Annotated in this window: 2 protein-coding genes; one reads left to right on the forward strand and one right to left on the reverse strand. The window is 59.0% G+C overall.

What is annotated here, in order from left to right; translation table 11 throughout:
- The first annotated feature begins 126 nt into the window (after positions 1 to 126).
- Positions 127 to 339, forward strand: a complete 213-nt coding sequence (locus L5014_RS39185; RefSeq protein WP_420800214.1) for an H-NS family nucleoid-associated regulatory protein — start codon at positions 127 to 129, stop codon at positions 337 to 339.
- Between the two features lie 164 nt (positions 340 to 503).
- Here the strand turns inward: L5014_RS39185 and L5014_RS38490 are convergent, their stop codons facing one another.
- Positions 504 to 1,193 carry an IS5 family transposase gene (locus L5014_RS38490; RefSeq protein ID WP_338019404.1) on the reverse strand — a complete coding sequence of 230 codons (690 nt, stop codon included), beginning with the start codon at positions 1,191 to 1,193 and terminating at the stop codon, positions 504 to 506.
- Between the last annotated feature and the right edge of the window lie 35 nt (positions 1,194 to 1,228).

The following is a 1,228-nucleotide window of genomic DNA, read 5'->3' on the forward strand; positions in this document are numbered from 1 at the left end:
CGGAAGAAAGTCAAAGTCAGTTTGTGTGTCAGTCATAAGTTGCGTCCGCAATGTTGAAGTTGCGGACGCAGCTTGATCCTCTTGATCCGGCCGCGCTAGGCGCGGCAGAAACTACCGCTTACGGTCATGCAGAAACCAGCCCGGGATCAAAATGCGACTGGGAGTACGTGGACAGACGAGGGGGAAATGCCTCAGTGGCTGAAGCAGGCGATTAGCGCAGGACAGAGACTCGAGCATTTTGAGACGGCAATGTCGATGCCAGATACTGGGCGACAGACGATCAACGGGCTCGACGATCCTTTCGCAGGGAGTCCCCTCGCGCGGCAGTATGCCAACTGACGAGTTCACCTTCTCGTGCCGGGCAACCGCCGTCTGCGACAGATGGATTCGATAGCGCCGGCCCTTTTCCCTTCCAATCTGGGGAAACCGCGATGAAGGAAAAGCGGTTCGACACTTCGCGTCACGGGGATCCCGACTTGTCCGGATCTCGAAGCTAGAGCGTGTTAGGAACCTTGAAGTACCGGAACTGCATGGACCAGCATGAGCATGGCGAAGACAACGAAATGAAGACCAGCAAGCGTTTCGGGCAATCGTTCGTAGTCGCGCGTGAGGCGTCGAAAGCGGTTAAGCCATCCAAAGCTGCGTTCAACCACCCATCGCCGTGGCAGCAGAACGAAGCCCTTTTTTGCTTCCTGCAGTTTGATCACCTGCAGCTCAATGCCTTCATCACGTGCAGCCTTCGCGGGCTCCTCACCCGTATAGCCCTGATCCGCAAACGCCACTTTCACGGTTTCTCCCGTAGCCTGCTGTACCTGACGTGCCAGCTCCGCCACCTGCGCGCGCTCCTGTTCGTTGGCCGGTGTCACGTGTACGGCCAGCAACTGGCCCAGCGTGTCGACCGCCATATGAACTTTGCTGCCACGCTTGCGCTTGTAGCCGTCATAGCCCGCACGTGGACCGCTTTCGCAGGTGGACTGCAATGTGCGCCCGTCAAGGATCACCGCACTGGGCTGTCCCTGACGTCCCTGTGCGACCCGGATGACCGAGCGCAGATCACTGACCATGCTCTCGAAACAGCCCGCCGCGAGCCACCGCTGCGTCTGCTGTGAAGTTGACCCGCGAAAACGGACACCTATGCTTTTGAGCAGGAGGTGCCGAAATGGGCAAGCATCACGAGCCGTACCCGGCGGAATTCCGGGCCCAGATGGTCGAGCTGGTGAAGTCGGGG

It is taken from the genome of Paraburkholderia tagetis, assembly GCF_022213065.1.
GTDB lineage: Bacteria > Pseudomonadota > Gammaproteobacteria > Burkholderiales > Burkholderiaceae > Paraburkholderia > Paraburkholderia tagetis.

Coding starts and splice junctions, on each gene's coding strand:
- L5014_RS39185 (WP_420800214.1), top strand. CDS start 127: ATGCAGAAACCAGCCCGGGATCAAAATGCGACTGGGAGTACGTGGACA.